Origin of the sequence: Streptomyces sp. Ag109_O5-1 (assembly GCF_003814875.1) — a bacterium.
Lineage (GTDB): Bacteria > Actinomycetota > Actinomycetes > Streptomycetales > Streptomycetaceae > Streptomyces > Streptomyces sasae.
Map to the genome: position 1 here is coordinate 4442646 of NZ_RKQF01000001.1, position 16621 is coordinate 4459266.

General features: G+C 65.7%; 16 protein-coding genes and 1 pseudogene. 11 read left to right on the top strand and 6 right to left on the bottom strand.

Annotated elements, in window-relative coordinates; translation table 11 throughout:
- Window positions 1–5: 5 nt before the first annotated feature.
- The 3 genes from EDD90_RS20130 to EDD90_RS20140 are packed head-to-tail and all read right to left on the bottom strand — an operon-like array spanning window position 6 to window position 3540.
- On the bottom strand, window positions 6–986 hold the full coding sequence (locus EDD90_RS20130) for an ABC transporter permease (protein ID WP_123974355.1): 981 nt from the start codon (window positions 984–986) through the stop codon (window positions 6–8).
- A complete protein-coding gene (locus EDD90_RS20135) occupies window positions 979–1902 on the bottom strand; it encodes an ABC transporter permease (protein ID WP_123974356.1) in 924 nt (307 codons plus the stop codon). The genes EDD90_RS20130 and EDD90_RS20135 overlap by 8 nt, the downstream gene beginning before the upstream one ends.
- A 6-nt stretch (window positions 1903–1908) precedes the next feature.
- Window positions 1909–3540: an ABC transporter substrate-binding protein gene (locus EDD90_RS20140; RefSeq protein WP_123974357.1), complete on the bottom strand. Its 1632-nt coding sequence runs from the start codon at window positions 3538–3540 to the stop codon at window positions 1909–1911.
- A gap of 507 nt (window positions 3541–4047) precedes the next feature.
- Between EDD90_RS20140 and EDD90_RS20145 the strand changes: the two genes are divergently transcribed.
- From EDD90_RS20145 to EDD90_RS20165, 5 genes are all read left to right on the top strand, one after another.
- The gene (locus EDD90_RS20145; RefSeq protein ID WP_185149165.1) at window positions 4048–5076 is read left to right on the top strand and encodes an ABC transporter permease; all 1029 of its coding nucleotides are present in this window, start codon (window positions 4048–4050) and stop codon (window positions 5074–5076) included.
- 81 nt (window positions 5077–5157) lie between these two features.
- A complete protein-coding gene (locus EDD90_RS20150) occupies window positions 5158–6915 on the top strand; it encodes an ABC transporter substrate-binding protein (protein ID WP_123974359.1) in 1758 nt (585 codons plus the stop codon).
- Window positions 6916–7017: 102 nt separating this feature from the next.
- A complete protein-coding gene (locus EDD90_RS20155; protein ID WP_123974360.1) occupies window positions 7018–7998 on the top strand; it encodes an ABC transporter permease in 981 nt (326 codons plus the stop codon).
- A 49-nt stretch (window positions 7999–8047) separates the two neighbouring features.
- Entirely contained in the window at window positions 8048–9085 is a 1038-nt protein-coding gene (locus EDD90_RS20160; protein WP_123974361.1) for an ABC transporter ATP-binding protein, read from the top strand.
- 24 nt (window positions 9086–9109) lie between these two features.
- The gene (locus EDD90_RS20165; protein ID WP_123974362.1) at window positions 9110–10153 is read left to right on the top strand and encodes an ABC transporter ATP-binding protein; all 1044 of its coding nucleotides are present in this window, start codon (window positions 9110–9112) and stop codon (window positions 10151–10153) included.
- A 241-nt stretch (window positions 10154–10394) separates the two neighbouring features.
- On the opposite strand, the pseudogene EDD90_RS20170 reads toward EDD90_RS20165, so the two are convergent.
- A pseudogene (locus tag EDD90_RS20170) lies at window positions 10395–11296 on the bottom strand (hypothetical protein).
- Window positions 11277–11681, bottom strand: a complete 405-nt coding sequence (locus tag EDD90_RS20175; protein WP_123974363.1) for an ATP-binding protein — start codon at window positions 11679–11681, stop codon at window positions 11277–11279. The pseudogene EDD90_RS20170 and the gene EDD90_RS20175 overlap by 20 nt, the downstream one beginning before the upstream one ends.
- A 196-nt stretch (window positions 11682–11877) precedes the next feature.
- On the opposite strand from EDD90_RS20175, the gene EDD90_RS20180 reads away from it, so the two are divergent.
- Both EDD90_RS20180 and EDD90_RS20185 read left to right on the top strand, forming a co-directional pair.
- Entirely contained in the window at window positions 11878–12729 is an 852-nt protein-coding gene (locus tag EDD90_RS20180; RefSeq protein WP_123974364.1) for a helix-turn-helix transcriptional regulator, read from the top strand.
- A gap of 8 nt (window positions 12730–12737) precedes the next feature.
- Window positions 12738–12926 carry a DUF397 domain-containing protein gene (locus EDD90_RS20185; RefSeq protein ID WP_123974365.1) on the top strand — a complete coding sequence of 63 codons (189 nt, stop codon included), beginning with the start codon at window positions 12738–12740 and terminating at the stop codon, window positions 12924–12926.
- Here the strand turns inward: EDD90_RS20185 and EDD90_RS20190 are convergent.
- Entirely contained in the window at window positions 12917–13309 is a 393-nt protein-coding gene (locus EDD90_RS20190) for a VOC family protein (protein WP_260327955.1), read from the bottom strand. The two genes, EDD90_RS20185 and EDD90_RS20190, sit on opposite strands and share 10 nt — an antisense overlap.
- A gap of 74 nt (window positions 13310–13383) precedes the next feature.
- Here EDD90_RS20190 and EDD90_RS20195 point away from each other — a divergent pair, with 74 nt between their 5' ends.
- From EDD90_RS20195 to EDD90_RS20210, 4 genes are all read left to right on the top strand, one after another.
- The gene (locus tag EDD90_RS20195; protein WP_221305113.1) at window positions 13384–14142 is read left to right on the top strand and encodes a trans-aconitate 2-methyltransferase; all 759 of its coding nucleotides are present in this window, start codon (window positions 13384–13386) and stop codon (window positions 14140–14142) included.
- A 277-nt stretch (window positions 14143–14419) separates the two neighbouring features.
- Entirely contained in the window at window positions 14420–14851 is a 432-nt protein-coding gene (locus tag EDD90_RS20200; RefSeq protein ID WP_123974367.1) for a hypothetical protein, read from the top strand.
- A 31-nt stretch (window positions 14852–14882) separates the two neighbouring features.
- The gene (locus EDD90_RS20205) at window positions 14883–15983 is read left to right on the top strand and encodes a hypothetical protein (RefSeq protein ID WP_123974368.1); all 1101 of its coding nucleotides are present in this window, start codon (window positions 14883–14885) and stop codon (window positions 15981–15983) included.
- 37 nt (window positions 15984–16020) lie between these two features.
- Entirely contained in the window at window positions 16021–16605 is a 585-nt protein-coding gene (locus EDD90_RS20210; RefSeq protein ID WP_123974369.1) for a hypothetical protein, read from the top strand.
- Window positions 16606–16621: the final 16 nt, after the last annotated feature.

Sequence of the window (16621 nt, forward strand, 5' to 3'; positions counted from 1 at the left end):
GGCGCTCACCTCAGCTTCGGGTCGAGGGCGTCGCGCACCGCGTCGCCGAGCATGATGAAGGCCAGGACGGTGAGGGCGAGGGCGCCGGAGGGCCACAGCAGCGCGTGCGGGGCGTTGCGGATGTAGGGCGAGGCGGCGGAGATGTCGATGCCCCAGGAGACGCTGGGCGGCTTCAGACCGACGCCGAGGTACGACAGGGTCGCCTCCAGCGCGATGTAGGTGCCGAGCGCGATGGTCGCCACGACGATCACCGGGGCGACGGCGTTGGGCGCGATGTGCCGCAGCAGGATCCGGGAGTTGGAGGCGCCGAGGGCACGGGCGGCCTGGACGTAGTCGTTCTGCTTGGCGGTGATCACCGAGCCGCGGGCGATCCGGCAGATCTGCGGCCAGCCGAGCAGCACCATGAACCCGATGACCGGCCAGACCGTATTGCTGGTCACCACGGAGAGGAGGACGAGACCGCCGAGGACGACCGGGATCGCGAAGAAGATGTCGGTGATCCGGGACAGGATCGCGTCCCAGCCCCCGCCGAAGAACCCGGCGAGCCCGCCGAGCACCGACCCGAGCAGCGCGACCCCGAGCGTGGCGCAGACGCCCACCGTGACGGACGTACGGGCCCCGTAGACGGTCCGCGTGTAGACGTTGCAGCCCTGTCCGTCGTACCCGAAGGGAGCGCCCGGCTGGGAGCCCTCCTGGGCCTTGGAGAGGTCGCACTTGAGGGGGCTGCCGGAGGCGATGAGCGAGGGCCACAGGGAGATGACGACCAGGAAGAGGATGACGAGCGCGGAGATGATGAAGACCGGGTTGCGCCGCAGGTCCCGCCAGGCGTCGGACCAGAGCGAGCGCGGCTTGGCGGCCGGGCCGGTGCCGAGCGGTCCCCCGGGTGTCCTCTCCAGTGTCTCGGCCTCGGTCGTCGCGAGGTCCATCGCCCCGCCCGCCCCGGTTCCCGCGATCGCCCGGCCGGGCTCGAACGGCTGCTCAGGCATAGCGGATCCTCGGGTCGAGTACGGCGTAGAGAAGGTCGACCAGGAGGTTGGCGACGAGGAAGACAAGGACGAGGACGGTCACGAAACCCACCACCGTCTGGGTGTTCTGACGCAGGATCCCCTGGTAGAGCTGGTAGCCGACGCCGTGGATGTTGAAGATCCGCTCGGTGACGATGGCGCCGCCCATCAGCGCGCCGATGTCGGTGCCGATGAAGGTGACGACGGGGATGAGGGAGTTGCGCAGCAGGTGCCGGGTGATGACCCGGTGCCGGGGCAGGCCCTTGGCGACGGCCGTACGGACGTAGTCGCTCCGTCTGTTCTCCGCGATGGAGGTACGGGTCAGCCGGGTGACATAGGCGAGGGAGACGGAGGCGAGGACCAGTCCCGGCACGATCAGCTCGCCGAAGCCGGCGTCCGGGGAGACGGACGGTTTGATCCAGCCCCACTGCACGCCGAGCAACAGCTGGAGCAGCAGGCCGGTGACGAAGGTCGGTACGGAGATGACCACCAGGGTGGCCAGCAGCACCCCGGTGTCGACGGGCCGCCCGCGGCGCAGACCGGTCAGGACGCCGAGCGTGATGCCGATGACGACCTCGAAGACGATCGCCACGATCGTCAGCCGGATGGTGACGGGGAACGCGGTGGACATCAGCTCGGTGACCGGCTGCCCGTTGAACGCCGTACCGAAGTCACCGGTGAAGACGTTCCCCATATACGTGAGGTATTGCTGCCACACCGGCTTGTCGAGTCCGAACTCCTTCTTCAACTGGGCGGCGGTCGCGGGATCACAGGCCCGCTCGCCGCACAGTCCCGCGATCGGATCGCCCATCACATTGACCATCAGGAAGATCAGCAGCGTGGCCCCGACGAAGACCGGGATCATCTGGAGCAGCCGCCGGACGACATAGCGCCCCATGCCGGTTCAGCTGACCTTGATCTCGTTGTAGACGGGGACGCTGAACGGATTGAGCGCCACGTTCGACAGCCGCTCGGAGTATCCGGCGCTGCCGTTCTGGTACCAGAGCGGAATGGCGGCCATGTTGTCGCGGACGACGCCCTCGGCCTGCTGGAAGGTCGACACGGCCTTGGCGGTGTCGGTCTCGGCGTTGGCCTGGTCGACGAGTTTGTCGAAGTCCTTGTTGGACCACTTGCCGTCGTTGGAGGACGCGTCGGTGTAGTAGAGCGGCTGGAGGAAGTTCTGGATGAGCGGGTAGTCCATCTGCCAGCCCGCGCGGAACGGCCCGGTCATCTTGTGCTGGCCGATCTGGTTGCGGAAGTCGGCGAAAGTGCCGATCGGATTCCCGACGCACGCCTTGTCGTTGCCCAGTGCGTTGTTGATGGAGTTGCACACGGCGTCCACCCACATCCTGTGCGAGCCGGTGTCGGCGTTGTACGTGATCTTGAGCTGCCCGCCGGGCAGGCCCCCGCCCTCCTGGATGAGCTTCTTGGCCTGGGCGGGGTCGTAGTCGCAGGCGCTCCCGCACAGCCCTTCCTTGAAGCCGCCCTCCGCGCCGAGCACCGGCGAGGTCCAGTCGGTGGCCGGGGTGCGGGTGTTCTGGAAGATGGTCTGGGTGATCTGCTTCCGGTTGATGGCCATGGAAATGCCGGTGCGGACCTTGTCGGATCCGCTCTTGTTCCAGGCGCTGTCGTAGTAGGGGAAGGCGAGGGTCTGGATGATGCCGGCCGGGGTGTTGATGTAACGGTCACCGAGGTCGTTCTTGACGTTCTTCAGCTGCGAGGCGGGAACGTCGTCGACGAGGTCGAGGTTGCCGGCGATCAGATCGGTGTAGGCGGTGTCGCTGTCCGTGTAGACCTTGAGGGTCACCCCGGCGTTCTGCGCTTTGTCGTTCCCGGGGTAGCCGTCCCACTTCTTCAGGACCATCTGCGAGCCCTTGGTGTACGAATCGATGGCGTACGGCCCGTTGCCGACCGGTTGCTTCAGCCAGCCGGCGTGGTCGGTGAAGAAGGCCTGGGGCAGCGGGGCGAAGGCCGCGTACCCGAGGGTGTCGGGGAAGCTGGAGAACTTCTGGTTCAGCCGCACGGTGAAGGTCTTGTCGTTGACGACCTTCAGTCCGTCCAGCTTGTCGGCGGTCTGGGAGCCGCCGGCCGGGTGGACCTTGTCGTAGCCCTGGATGTAGCCGAAGAAGTAGGCGTTCTTCTGGTTGTTCCTGAGGCTCGCTCCGTAGTTCCAGGCGTCGACGAAGGACCTGGCGGTCACCTTTTCGCCGTTGGAGAAGGTCCAGCCGTCCTTGACGGTGATCGTGAAGTTCTGCGAGTCGCTCGTGTCGATCTTCTCGGCGAGCATGTTCTGGGCCTTGCCGGTCTTCGGGTCGTACTTCTTCAGACCCCGGAAGATCATGTCGAGGACCTTGCCGCCCTGGACCTCGTTGGTGTTGGACGGCTCCAGGGGATTCTGTGGGTCTCCCCAGGAGGAGCTGAGCACCCCGCTGCCGCCCCCTCCGCCACCGCTGCCGCCTCCGCCACCGCAGGCCGTGGCCGCGAGCGCCACCACCACCGCGCAGGCCGCCCCTCGGGCGTGCGTGGCTGAACGCATGGCGTGCCTCCTCCGTGAAGGGTGATCCGCGAATCATCCGTTATCGGCCAATATCGTCCCAATAGGTCGATACTGCCCATCCATCGGCCCGAACGGAGGCACCCCGAGGGCCCCACGGCGGCCTTTAGGGGGACACCTCACCCGATTGCAGGCACCCCCTCCGGAGGGGCTTGAGGATCTTCGGGCGGCGAGGCAATGGATCTCTGCGTAACGATGCCGAAACGTTGGATTGCGACCCGTCGATGTACGCATTTCGGCACCCACGCGTCCGCATAACGAACTCATTGCCCGTTTCGCCCGATTGGCCCGATCTAAAGCACGGACCGATTACGGCGCGCTACCCGCGTAGCTACGGAACGGTCAAAGCCGAGCAAAGATGGTAAAGAGAAACCCAAGTCGGCCGAGAATTTATTGACCTTGAATGAATTGCGTTGAAAAAGTCCGGCGTAGCCCGTAGGGGAGTGTGCCCTGCGGAGTCATCAGACCCTCCCTTGGGCCAGGAGCACCATGACCCCCCCAACTCCATCCACGGCTGCCCCGCTTGAGGTGACCGACGACACCGCAACGAAGTCGACCACTTCGGACGGCTCGAAGGGCAGCGAGAGCAGGTCGCCGGGCCGGCTGGCCTGGCGCCGCTTCAAGCGCGACCGCACGGGCGTTATATCCGCATACGTCGTGATCTTCTTCTTCGTGATCGCGATCGCGGCTCCGCTGATAGCGAAGCTGTACGGCAAGAACCCGTACACGACGTACGCCAGCGCCAACCCGGACCTCCTCGACGCCTTCTCGTACCCCGCGGGGCCCAACGGCGGAATGAGCTCGCAGTTCTGGTTCGGCATCGAGCCGCAGCTGGGCCGGGACGTCTTCACGTTCCTGCTGTACGGCATCCGGACCTCGCTGGGCATCGCGACCGCCGCCACCCTGCTCACCACCGTGGCGGGTGTCGTCATCGGTGTCACGGCGGGCTACCTGGGCGGCCGGACGGACTATTTCGTCAGCCGGATCATCGACATCGTGCTGTCGTTCCCGTCGACGCTGTTCTTCATCGCGTTCATGCCGGTGGTCTACGGCATCTTCGTTGCCCCCGACGACAACATCCCGACATCGCTGCGCGCCATCGCCCTGATCCTGGTGCTGTCCGCCTTCGGCTGGGCCTCCATCGCGCGTCTGCTGCGCGGCCAGGTGCTCGGTCTGCGCGAGCGCGAGTTCGTCGAGGCGGCCAAGGTCACGGGCGCGTCTCCGATGCGCATCGTGTTCAAGGAACTTCTGCCGAACCTGTGGACGCCGATCATCATCCAGTCCACGCTGCTGCTCCCGGCCTTCGTGACCACCGAGGCGGGCCTGGCCTTCCTCGGCGTCGGCATCATCGACCCGACCCCGGACTGGGGCGTGATGATCCAGCGCGGCGCCGAGTTCTACTCCCAGGACCTCACCTTCATGCTCTTCCCGGGCATCTCGATGGTGGTGTTCGTGGTCGCTTTCAACCTGCTCGGCGACTCCGTGCGCGACGCGCTCGACCCGAAGTCCAAGCGGTAGCAAACCAGTTCCACCCGGCCCGGTTCGATGACGTCCGGCTGGTTCCGACCATCCGACTTGACCCCAATAGGCAGGCTCAGCATGTCTTTTTCCCGTAGAAACTTCCTGATCGCCACTGGTGTGGCAGCGGCCTCCACGACCGTGCTGAGCGCCTGCAGCAGCGGTAGCGACAACAAGAGCACGTCCAAGGTCCCGTCCGTCACCGGCTCGAAGACCATGAGCATCCCGGTCGGCACCAAGGCCGACTCCACGGGTCCGGCCCCCGAGGTCGCGGGCGCGGTCAAGGGCGGAACCATCTACTCGCTCGACCAGTTCGACATGGACCACCTGGACCCGGCGCAGATCTACGTCGCCACCGAGGGCGCCATCACCCGTCCGATCCTGCGCGGTCTGACCGGCTACAAGGTCGACGACAAGGGCGGCTGCACCCTCGTCGGCGACGTCGCCACGGACGCCGGCACCATGAAGAACGGCGGCAAGACCTGGTCGTTCACCATCAAGGACGGCATCAAGTGGGAGGACGGCACCGACCTCTCCATGGACGACGTCCGCCACACCTTCGAGCGCCTCTTCGCCTCCTTCGTCACCGAGGGTCCGCGCTATGTCCAGACGTGGCTGGTCGGCGGTGACAAGTACAAGGGCCCCTACGACGGCAAGAGCCTCGCCTCCATCGAGGTCTCCGGCAAGACGATCACGTTCAACCTCACCGAGGCCCGCGCCGACTTCAACTTCACCCTGGCCATGCCCGGCTACAACCTGGTGAACAAGAAGAACGACACCAAGGAGAAGTACGACAAGCGTCCGTACGCCCTCGGTCCCTACAAGATCGGTGACCGCCAGATCGGCAAGTCGCTGACCTACGTCCGCAACGACCACTGGGACGCCAGCACCGACTCGATCCGCAACGCGTACCCGGACAAGTACGTCTTCCAGTTCGGCTTCGAGCTGGTCGCCTCCACCGACCGCTACGTCGCGGACAAGGGCAACGACCAGTACGCGATGTCGATCTTCAACGAGGTCGCCCCGGAGCGCATGCAGCAGGTCCTCACCAACGCCACGCTGAAGAAGCGCGTCCTCACCCAGGTCGACACGGTCACCTACTACTGGCCGATCAACATGACCCGGGTCAAGGACCTGAAGGTCCGCCAGGCCATCAACTACGCCTGGCCGCACCAGCAGCTGCAGACCGTCGCGGGTGGCAAGGCCAGCACCGAGATCGCCACCACGATCCTCAGCCCGGTCACCCCCGGCTACACCAAGTTCGACCTGTACGGCACGGACAAGACGCCGGGCGGCAACCCGACCAAGGCCAAGGCGCTGCTGAAGGAGGCCGGCAAGGAGGGCTACAAGCTGGTCATCGCCTACCAGCAGTCCGACACCGCGGTGAAGAGCGCCGTCGTCATCAAGAACGCGCTGGAGGCGGCCGGCTTCCAGGTCGTCAACAAGCAGGTCGACAAGTCGACCTTCTACACCCAGATCGGCAAGCTCGACAACGGCTTCGACCTGATGGCGGCGGGCTGGAGCCCGGACTGGCCGAACGGCTACTCGGTCTTCTACCCCTGCTGGAGCGGCAAGAACATCGCCGAGGGCGCCAGCAACTACGCTCAGCTGAACGACCCGAGCGTCAACAAGGCCATCGACGCGGCGGCCACGATCTCGGACACCGCCGCGGCCAACAAGGCCTGGGGTGCCATCGACAAGCAGATCATGGAGCTGGCGGCGGTCGTCCCGGACTACCACAAGATCCGCAACTGGATGTACGGCTCCAAGGTCGGCAACGTGGTCTACGACGCCGGCAACACCTGCGTCGCGCTCTGCAAGCTGTACGCCAAGAAGTAACCGCGTAAGACCCCAAGGGGGCGGCCACGACCCGGCCGCCCCCCTCCGGCCCACCCCCCTCTTACTCCCGGCGACGGCGCCCCGTCCGGAAAGTCACGCCCCATGTTCCGCTTCCTTGTCCGCCGAACCCTCGGCGCGCTGGTCATCCTGTTGATCATCAGCGCCGTCACCTTCTGGCTCTTCTACGCCATCCCGCGTGACCCCGCCATGATGTCCTGCGGCAAGAACTGCACGCCCGACATGCTCAAGCAGGTCCGGCACAACCTGGACATCGACCACCCGGTCCCGGTCCAGTACTGGTACTGGCTGAAGGGCATCTTCGTCGGACGGAGCTACGGCGACTTCGGCAACTGCAGCGCGCCCTGCCTCGGCTACTCGTTCGCCAACCGCGAGCCGGTCCTCGGCACGATCCTGGACCGTCTGCCGCTGACCCTGTCGCTCGCCTTCGGCTCGGCCGTCGTCTTCCTGGTCTTCGGCATCGGCTCGGGCATGATCGCCGCCGTCCGGCAGGGCAAGTGGCAGGACAAGGTGGCCAGCTCCGCCTCGCTGGTGGCCTCCTCGCTGCAGATCTACTTCATCGGCTACGTGGCGATGTACTTCCTCGTCGCGAAGCTCGGCATCCTCAACAACCCGTCGTACACCCCCCTCACTCAGAACCCGTTCGAGTGGGCCTCCGGGCTGCTGCTGCCGTGGCTGGTGCTGGCCCTGATCTGGACCGCCAACTACACCCGTATGACGCGCTCCCAGCTCGTGGAGACGCTCAGCGAGGACTACGTGCGCACGGCTCGGGCCAAGGGCATGTCGTCGCGCAGCGTCTTCTTCCGGTTCGCCTGGCGCGGCGCGATGGGCCCGATCGTCACCATCTTCGGCATCGACCTCGCCACGCTCATCGGCGGCGCGATCATCACCGAGTCCGTCTTCAGCCTCCAGGGTGTCGGCCGGCTCGCGGTGCAGTCCGTGAACCAGAGCGACCTGCCCATGGTCCTCGGCGTCACCCTGCTGTCCGCCGGCGCGATCGTGGTCTTCAACATCGTCGTCGACGCCGTCTACGCCGTCATCGACCCGCGGATCCGGCTCGCCTGACCTCCGCCCCACCCTCTACCTCTCGCATCACCCCCCCAGGAGCGTCACCGTGACGAGCACCGATCAGCAGCCGTTCCTCTCCGTCAAGGACCTCAAAGTCCACTTCTCCACCGAGGACGGCATCGTCAAGGCCGTCGACGGGCTCAGCTTCGACATCGCCAAGGGCCAGACGCTCGGCATCGTAGGTGAGTCGGGCTCCGGCAAGTCCGTGACCAACCTGACGATCCTGGGTCTGCACGACCCCGCGCGTACCCAGATCGACGGCGAGATCCTGCTGGACGGCAAGGAGCTGCTCACGGCCTCCGAGCGGGAGCTGGAGAAGCTGCGCGGCAACAAGATGTCGATGATCTTCCAGGACGCGCTGGCCTCGCTGTCGCCGTACCACACCATCGGTACCCAGATCTCCGAGGTGTACCGCAAGCACACCGGCGCCTCCAAGAAGGAGTCGCGGGAGCGGGCGATCGAGATGCTGAAGCGCGTCGGTATCCCGCAGCCGGACGTCCGGGTGGACGACTACCCGCACCAGTTCTCCGGCGGTATGCGCCAGCGCGCGATGATCGCCATGGCGCTGGTCTGCGACCCCGAACTCCTCATCGCCGACGAGCCCACCACCGCGCTCGACGTGACGGTCCAGGCCCAGATCATGGACCTGCTCAAGGACCTCCAGCAGGAGTTCGGCACCGCGATCATCTTCATCACCCACGACCTCGGTGTCATCGCCGACATCGCGGACGACGTGCTGGTGATGTACGGCGGCCGGTGCGTGGAGCGCGGCACCAAGAAGCAGGTGCTCTCCAGCCCCGAGCACCCCTACACCGTCGGCCTGCTCAACTCCATGCCGAGCCTGGACGGACCGGTCGACGTCCCGTTGTCGCCGATCCCCGGCTCGCCGCCGTCGCTGCTCAACCCGCCCACCGGCTGCCGTTTCCACCCGCGCTGCGCGTTCGCGGAGAAGGTGCCGGGCGGGAAGTGCTCCAGCGACCAGCCGACGCTCGAAGTGGTCGAGGGCCGTGGCTCGGCCTGCCACCTGGAACTGAGCCGGCGTGCGGATCTCTTCGCCGACTACGCCGCGACCAGCCACAACTGACGGACAAGACGGGACTTCACGATCATGAGCAACACGAACCCCCTCCTGGACGTCTCCGGGCTGACCAAGCACTTCCCGATCAAGGGCGGCTTCCCGATCAAGCGGACCGTCGGCGCGGTGCAGGCGGTGGACGGCCTGGACTTCCAGGTCGCCGAGGGCGAGAGCCTGGGCCTGGTGGGCGAGTCCGGCTGCGGCAAGTCCACGACCGGCCGCCTGATCACCCGCCTGCTGGAGCCGACGGGCGGCAAGATCAGCTACCGCGGTCAGGACATCACGCACGCCAACCGCAGGCAGCTGGCGCCGATCCGGTCCGAGATCCAGATGATCTTCCAGGACCCGTACGCGTCCCTCAACCCGCGCCAGACGGTCGGCAAGATCATCGCGGGTCCGATGGAGATCAACGACATCAACCCGCCCGGCGGCCGTGAGGCCCGGGTCCGTGAACTCCTGGAGATCGTCGGCCTCAACCCCGAGCACTTCAACCGCTTCCCGCACGAGTTCTCCGGCGGCCAGCGCCAGCGCATCGGCGTGGCCCGCGCCCTGGCCCTGCAGCCGAAGCTGATCGTCGCCGACGAGCCGGTCTCCGCCCTGGACGTCTCCATCCAGGCCCAGGTGGTGAACCTCCTCCAGAAGGTCCAGCGGGAACTGGGCATCGCGTTCGTCTTCATCGCCCACGACCTCGCGATCGTGCGGCACTTCTCACAGCGCGTCGCGGTCATGTATCTCGGTAAGATCGTGGAGATCGCCGACCGCGAGGACCTGTACGACAACCCGCGCCACCCCTACACGCGGGCCCTGCTGTCCGCCGTGCCCGAGGCGACGGTCGAGGCGGAACCGCGCGAGCGCATCCGCCTGGTCGGTGACGTGCCGTCCCCGATCAACCCGCCGTCCGGCTGCCGCTTCCGCACCCGTTGCTGGAAGGCGACGGAGAAGTGCGCGACGGAGGCCCCGCCGCTGGTCCAGGCCGACGGCAACAAGCCCGGCCACCTCACCGCCTGCCACTACCCGGAGGTGCAGGAGACGGTTCCCGCCCCGCGCCTCGCCAAGGACCCCGAGGCTGCGGCCTGACACACCCCTTTCCGTCAGCCGCCGCCTTCGGAACGGACTTTCACCGGCCCATTGACCCGAGCCCTGAACGTCCGCTCCAGGGGAGCAGGGGCCCGCACCTCCCCAGGTGCGGGCCTCTCTCATGCGTCGAGGAGGATCTCCGCGGCGTCTTTCACATACAACGCCCGGATCAACCAGGTCGTATGCTCGTCCGGATCCTTCGAACCACGCCACGCCCGCCGCACCAGGGCGGACCCGACCGTCACTTCTCGGCGAAGATCTCCGCAGCGTCCGTGGCGTGAGTTGCGCGCTGGGCCCAGACCTCGAGTTGGTCCAGATCGGTACAGGCGTTCACCCGCTCGCGGACGGCATCGCTCACCGGAACGCAGCGCCACTCCAGAAGCCGCAGCACCATCTCGGCACACTGCTGGACACGTCCCTGTTCACGTCCCTCCTCGCGTACCTGCTCGGCCAGCTCGTGCCGCCAGAAGTACTGGATCTCCGTCATCAGGTCCCTCCACATCTGCTTCGCCCGGGGATCACCCAGACACGAGTCGACGAACTGCACGAAGACCGCGGCGCTGTCACGGTCAATGGTTTTCAGGGCGGCTGCCAGGGATTCCAGTATGGCGGCGACGTTCCGGCCCTTGCCATGCGTCATGGCCGAAAGCACCGCAAGAGGTGGATCCGCCACCGCCTCCCGCTCATCCGCGATCAACGGCACGTTGTCGGGCCCCAGCACCAGCGGGCGGACCGTGAGTGACTTCCAGTCCCGCAAACCGAACTCGATCGGCTGCGCCGCCCACCGCGCGGTCGCACTGCTCTGTGTGGTCACGATCAGCACCGGCTCGCACCGGTACTTCTCGTACAAGAACGACAGGTAGTACGGCCAACTCCCGCGCTTCCGCCCGTCCATCTCCCCTGCGACTCGACCACGAAGAGATAGGGCCTCTCGTCCGTCTCCACCCACAGCAACGTGTCCACCCGACGCTCGACCGGCTCGATCTCCGTCAGATCCACGTTCAGCGCGACGAACTCCCGAGGCTCGGGAAACTCGACGCCCAGCACTTTCTGCAAGGCGTTGGTCAACAGCGTCGGATCCTTCTGGAAGATCCGATGCAACGCCTCATGCGACGACCCACCATCACGCCACCCCCAGCTCACACCACACGTACTTGCCCCGGTCCCCGAACCGGGACGACGGCTGCCAGCCCCAGCACTCCGCACACGCGGCCACCAGCCCCAACCCCCGCCCCGCCTCAAGATCCGTCACCCCCTCCAACGACCCCGGCGGCTCCGGAGGCACGGGATCCGCATCCCACGCTCCGATCCAGACGACGCCCTCCGGGGAACGCCGGACCCTCAGCGCCGCCGGCCCCTTCGTGTGCCGTACGGCGTTGGAGACCAGCTCCGCCGCCAACAGCTCCGCGGTGTCGGCGACCCCGATCAGGCCGTGCATCGTCAGGATCAGACGCAGAGTGCGGCGGCAGATCGTCACCGCTCTGAGGTCGTTGGGGACGGAGAGCGTGTAGTCCCAGGATTCGGGCATGCGTCATCAACTCCGGTGAGGTGGGGGGCATTTCACGCGCGGTGGCATCGCCGCACAGCGAGTGCGGTGCACTTCCACAGCGTGTCCGTTACGTCACTGAAGGTAGAGACATAATTTGGGACGACGCAAGTCGTTGCCGTAATCTTCCCCCCGAACGAGGTTCTGCTTCTCAGCAGTTCACGACCGGGAGGAAGACGTGACGCGCAGGAAACAGCCCACGTCACGCCAGGCGCGCCTGGGTTCCGAGCTGCGCAAACTTCGCGAGGCTGCAGGACTGAAAGGACTCGAAGCCGCCGCGCTGCTTGGGACGGACTCGGCCCAGATCAGCCAGATCGAGTTCGGCACGGCAGGCGTGAGCGAGGATCGCGTACGGCGACTTGCCGCTCACTACTCCTGCGCGGACGCCGAGTTGATTGAGGCATTGGTGACGATGGCGACCGACCGAACCCATGGCTGGTGGGAGGAATACCGGGGTCTGCTACCGACATCGTTCCTGGATCTCGCCGAGTTGGAGTACCACTCCTCGTATCGCCTCGACGTGGAGTTCCTGCACGTCCCCGGGCTGTTCCAGACAGAGGACTACGCCCGTGCCATCTTCTCGTACCGAGTCCCCGAACTCCCCGAGAGCGAGCTTGAGCTGCGCGTCCGTCACCGTATGGAACGCAAGGCCGTCATCGGCGAGCCTGCCCGCGTACCCTACGAGGCCGTGATCCACGAGGCCGCCCTGCGCATCAGGGTCTGCGACCGGGCCGCCGCGCGCGCTCAGCTCGATCGCATCCTTGACCTCTCCGAAGCACCTCACGTCACCGTACGGGTCATTCCGTTCGAACTGGACGGCTTCGCCGGCGCCACCAACGCCATGATGTACGCGGGTGGCATCGTGCCGAAGCTGGACACAGCCGTGCGCGATGCGCCGCATGGCGCGGGGTTCATCGACTCCGAGGCTCAACTCAGCGCATTTCGAACGCTCTTCCGTAAGGTGGAGTCTGCGTCCCTCAATCCCGAGCGCTCGCGTGACTTCATGCACCACCTGTCGAAGGAGCTGTGAGGCACACCGTGACCGTTGACAACTGGCGAAGGTCGTCCCACTCGGGAAGCGGCGACGGCAACAACTGCGTCGAGGTCGCCCACTCCCCCACCCGCATATCCGTCCGCGACTCAAAAGCCTCCACCAGAGCCATCCTCACCCTCCACCCCCGCGCCTTCGCCGCCTTCGTCAACGCGCTGCGGGACGCTCACTCCTGAGCTGCCACCAGCTCCGTCTCGAAGCCGTCCTCGTTCTCCAGGTAGGCCGCGTAGTGGTCCGGGCCGCCGGCGTGGGGATGGCGGTCGGGGAAGAGGAGGGTCCACCCGTGTGCCGGAGCGGCCGTCACCAGTGCGTCGACCGTCGCCCGATCCCGCACATGGAACGCCAGGTGGTTCAGGCCCGGCCGCATCCGGTCGTGGCCCGCGTCCCCGCCCCGTAGCGCCGGTGACCGCTCGACCACCACATATGTCTCCCCCAGGCGCCAGCTCCGCCCCTCGGGCCAGTTCTGGTACGGGGTCCAGCCCAGGCTTCCCAGCAGCCAGCCCCAGGACCCGGCCGCCCGGTCCAGGTCCGGCACCCACAGCTCTATGTGATGAAGCACCCAAGCACCCTCGGCCCAATGGAAGTTGACAGGTGTACTAGAAGAAGGCCGTTCCTGACCCTGCATTCAACATCATGTGGCACACTGCCGCGGTGGTCGATCATTCGTACGCGGATCTCTCGCTCGCCGCGCTCTACGACAGCCTCAACCCGTGGGGGCCGGGTGACGACTTCTACCTGGACCTGGTGATGTCCGCCGGGTCCGTGCTCGATGTGGGCTGCGGGACCGGGCAGTTGCTGCGGCGGGCGCGCGGAGAGGGGCACGGCGGGCGGCTCATGGGGATCGATCCGGCCGCGGCGATGCTCGTGCAGGCGCGGCGCGGTGAACCCGGCGTCGAGTGGGTGCTCGGCGATCTCCGCACCCGCCACTGGGACGGCGCCGGCTTCGACCTCGTCGTGATGACCGGTCATGTCTTCCAAGTGCTGCTCAGTGATGAGGAGTTGCGGGCCGCGCTGACCGCTGTACGCACAGCCCTCTCCCCCACCGGCCGCTTCGTCTTCGAGAGCCGCAACCCTGACGCCCGCCCCTGGGAGAGCTGGACCCGCGACCGCGTGCAGGAGGTCGTCACCGCCGACGACTCGACCGTAAGCGTTCGGCATGAAGTGCTCGGCCCTCCGGTCGGCGACCGGCTCACCTTCACGGAGACCTTCGAGGGCGGCCTCTGGAACCGCCCCCAGGTCAGCCGGAGCACCCTGCGCTTCCTCGGTTCCGCGTCCCTCTCCGGCTTCCTCGCCGGAGCCGGACTGACGATCGTGGCGCAGTACGGCGACTGGGCGCGCGGGCCGCTGACCTCCGACAGCCCCGAGATCATCACGGTCGCCCGGCCCTCCTGACGTCCGCACAACACCGGCTCAGGGTCAGCATGGGCGGCAGGTTCCAGGAGCAGTTGCAGTGAGTCAGGGCTAGGAGCACGTGACTGGTGTCCTGGCTGCTCGTTGGTTCGATCACGGGGACCCGAAGGTAGTGGAGAGTGGTCCGAGGGCACATACGGCAGGACAACAGCTTTCGGCTCTCGGGATTTTGCATCCACTCTGTCCGGAGTAGGTCTGGCCCCGGCCCGGGAGACTGGCCACACTTTGGACTGCAGGGCGTCGATTGTCGGGGGAACTGATGGATCCTACGCTTGCACTTCTGGCCGGCGCGGGTGGCACGGCGCTGGTTCAGGCCATGATGGGTGATGCCTGGGCCGGTGTGCGCGACGCCGCGGCCAGGCTGCTCGGTCGTGGCGACGCAGAGCGCGAGTCGAGCACTCTGACTCTGCTTGACGCGTCGCGGCGATCTGTCAGGCAGGCGACTCCGGGCTCGGAAGAATCCGTTCACGCTGCGCAGAGCGCCTTGTGGGCCGCGCGCTTCGCGGCAGTTCTGGAGAGCGAACCAGAACGTGCGGTCCTGCTGAACGCTCTGCTCAGCCTCGCCGCAGCATCAGCGGCGACCGCCACGGGCGCGAACACGCAGCACATCTCGGCGGGTCGGAACGCCTACGTCGCCGGGCGGGACCAGACTCTTCATTTCGGCTCGCAGCCAGATGGCGGTCGCGACTGACGTGGCGGAACCCGGGGGAAACTACCAGCGTATGGCGTCACGACGCGACGTCTACGGCGCAGGTCGTGATCTGCACCTGAATATAGGCACAGTCAGCGGTGGTCGGGAACCACCGTCATTCACTCTCCCGTACGATCGCAGCAGGCCGGTGTTCATCCAGTATCTCAATCCCGAGGTGCTGGCCTGCTACGGAATGTCATATCAGAGCATTCGTTCGCAGCAGATTTTGCGCTGTTCTCTGCAGATTACGAGACTGGCCGTCCTACTGACCGACGCGAGTCTGGTTTTCCCCGCTTCCTACATTTTCGAAGTGCCGCACTTCTCGGATTTCCTGCGCGAGATCTCGCCACTGATGGCATCGGGCGCGATCACCTGCGTCGCACCCGTAATCGATCTCGAAGAGTACCGGGAACTAAAGGCAGAGGAGTACAGGAAAGACAGCGTCAATCCCTACTCTTCCAAGGTGCTGCACGAAACGGAACGTTCCATGGCCTGGCAGCCCCGCATGGGGAGTTCATCGGCGGACATAGCAGCACTATGGGAATCCGCCTTCGAGAAGGATGGCGACTTTTCCGGGCTCACCGAATCGGTTTCGGCGCGCTGGAGTGGGCGACCGGACGAGATCGAGGAGCTGCTCCACTCAGTACCGAGAAGGCTTGACGGCCAGGCCGTGGTGGGTAGGTTCGTCCAGAAGGTCATCCCCGTCGCACTGTCACCTCGCGAAACGATTCGCATCAACATGTTGCTGTCACGGGCATACTTGATCAGCTATCTGCGGGACCTCAGAGCCAACATGCTCGTGGACTTCGACCACTCAGACCTTTCCTGCGGAATGTCGCCCGAGCGCGACAGCTTTCGATTTTCGCTGATCTCGGCACGACAGTTCGACCTGGCACTACAGTGGATGGGAATTCACGGGTATGTCCATTATGTCGCGACCTGGCATCATCTCATCTCTCTCCGCTCCATGCCCGAGTTCGGCGAATTGACACTCGCATTATTTGCACATAATGCGCCGGTATCGCTCAGATCGGCCGTCATACGGACCCGCAGAACGAGCGATCTCGAGAATGCCGACAATCTTGCACAGGCAAAACGGAATATCTGCGCCGTGGCATCACAGTTGTGCTAGCATTGCAACCCTTCAGCGAAAGCGGGAAGGAGACAGAATGAAGATGTTACTCTCAGTATACTGTTCAGGCTCGATCGCCAAAGGTGCCGGCGACGAAAAGAAATCCTACTGGACAGAGGTCGAGAAAGACGCAGTACGTCAGTCGGTAAACCCCTACGACGTCGCGTTCCTGAATCCCGACGATCCCATTGTCGACCCGGCCAACGTACTCGGTCAGTTCGGTCGCGACATGTACCAGGTGATGATCGCCGATGCGGTGATCGTGGACGCCAGAGAGCGCAGGGGACTGGGTATCGGGGTTGAGCTGGCCGCCGCTGTCGCCCTCGGAACCCCGGTGATCGTCGTGGCCCCGCGCAACTCGAAATACAGGCTCGACGAACTCAGTTACCGCGGCGTCACGGTCACGGACTACATCCATCCGCACCTCGCATCCTTGGCTTCATACGTGGTCGAAAGCTTCTCCGAAGCCGGCCAGGCCCTCGTGAAAACGGTCGGGGAGAAAAGTCCTCCAACTCGTCGGCCCAAGTGGCTGGATCCGGCCATCAAGGAATACTGCGACAACATGCTGCAAAACGATCCGCCCATGCTGGCTGCACAGGAACTGCTGGGACTGACGAAGTAGCCGGAACGCGACGGAG

What these genes read in the sequence shown, in the direction of transcription:
- EDD90_RS20130 (WP_123974355.1), bottom strand. Translation starts at nt 986, where the DNA reads ATGCCTGAGCAGCCGTTCGAGCCCGGCCGGGCGATCGCGGGAACCGGG.
- EDD90_RS20135 (WP_123974356.1), bottom strand. Translation starts at nt 1,902, where the DNA reads ATGGGGCGCTATGTCGTCCGGCGGCTGCTCCAGATGATCCCGGTCTTC.
- EDD90_RS20140 (WP_123974357.1), bottom strand. Translation starts at nt 3,540, where the DNA reads ATGCGTTCAGCCACGCACGCCCGAGGGGCGGCCTGCGCGGTGGTGGTG.
- EDD90_RS20145 (WP_185149165.1), top strand. Translation starts at nt 4,048, where the DNA reads ATGACCCCCCCAACTCCATCCACGGCTGCCCCGCTTGAGGTGACCGAC.
- EDD90_RS20150 (WP_123974359.1), top strand. Translation starts at nt 5,158, where the DNA reads ATGTCTTTTTCCCGTAGAAACTTCCTGATCGCCACTGGTGTGGCAGCG.
- EDD90_RS20155 (WP_123974360.1), top strand. Translation starts at nt 7,018, where the DNA reads ATGTTCCGCTTCCTTGTCCGCCGAACCCTCGGCGCGCTGGTCATCCTG.
- EDD90_RS20165 (WP_123974362.1), top strand. Translation starts at nt 9,110, where the DNA reads ATGAGCAACACGAACCCCCTCCTGGACGTCTCCGGGCTGACCAAGCAC.
- EDD90_RS20175 (WP_123974363.1), bottom strand. Translation starts at nt 11,681, where the DNA reads ATGCCCGAATCCTGGGACTACACGCTCTCCGTCCCCAACGACCTCAGA.
- EDD90_RS20195 (WP_221305113.1), top strand. Translation starts at nt 13,384, where the DNA reads ATGTGGCACACTGCCGCGGTGGTCGATCATTCGTACGCGGATCTCTCG.
- EDD90_RS20200 (WP_123974367.1), top strand. Translation starts at nt 14,420, where the DNA reads ATGGATCCTACGCTTGCACTTCTGGCCGGCGCGGGTGGCACGGCGCTG.
- EDD90_RS20205 (WP_123974368.1), top strand. Translation starts at nt 14,883, where the DNA reads ATGGCGTCACGACGCGACGTCTACGGCGCAGGTCGTGATCTGCACCTG.
- EDD90_RS20210 (WP_123974369.1), top strand. Translation starts at nt 16,021, where the DNA reads ATGAAGATGTTACTCTCAGTATACTGTTCAGGCTCGATCGCCAAAGGT.